Source organism: Tenacibaculum geojense (genome assembly GCF_042676005.1).
In the GTDB taxonomy this organism is placed as follows: domain Bacteria; phylum Bacteroidota; class Bacteroidia; order Flavobacteriales; family Flavobacteriaceae; genus Polaribacter; species Polaribacter geojense.
Genome location: NZ_JBHTJR010000038.1, coordinates 1 through 513 on the forward strand (window position 1 = coordinate 1; position 513 = coordinate 513).

The window sequence follows — 513 nt, forward strand, 5'->3', positions numbered from 1 at the left end:
ATACCTTAGACGGATCACCAGTGGTTGTGGGAAGCAACCCAGGTGAGGTAACCATCACGCCAGATCCAAACGGTACGAATCCAATAGGATTGACCTTAGATCCATTGACAGGAGCGATTAGTATTGATGCGGGTACACCATCAGGTACGTATTTAGTAGAATATGAGATATGTGAGAATGGAGCCAATCCAGCAAACTGTGATATAGCGACAGCTACGGTTGTAGTTGTGAATCCAATCGATGCGATAGATGATGATTACAGTGCCAGTCCGCTAACTATTGGAGATAGCACGGGCGATGTAACGGATAATGATACTTTAGACGGATCACCAGTGGTTGTGGGAAGCAACCCAGGTGAGGTAACCATCACGCCAGATCCAAATGGTACGAATCCAACAGGATTGACCTTAGATCCATTGACAGGAGCGATTAGTATTGATGCTGGTACACCATCAGGTACGTATTTAGTAGAATATGAGTTATGTGAGAATGGAGCGAATCCAGCAAACTGTG

The 513-nt window shown here is 45.2% G+C and carries 1 pseudogene; it reads left to right on the forward strand.

Features of this window, described 5'->3' with window-relative positions:
• A pseudogene (locus ACFQ1U_RS06680) lies at positions 1–513 on the forward strand (hypothetical protein); the annotation flags it as partial.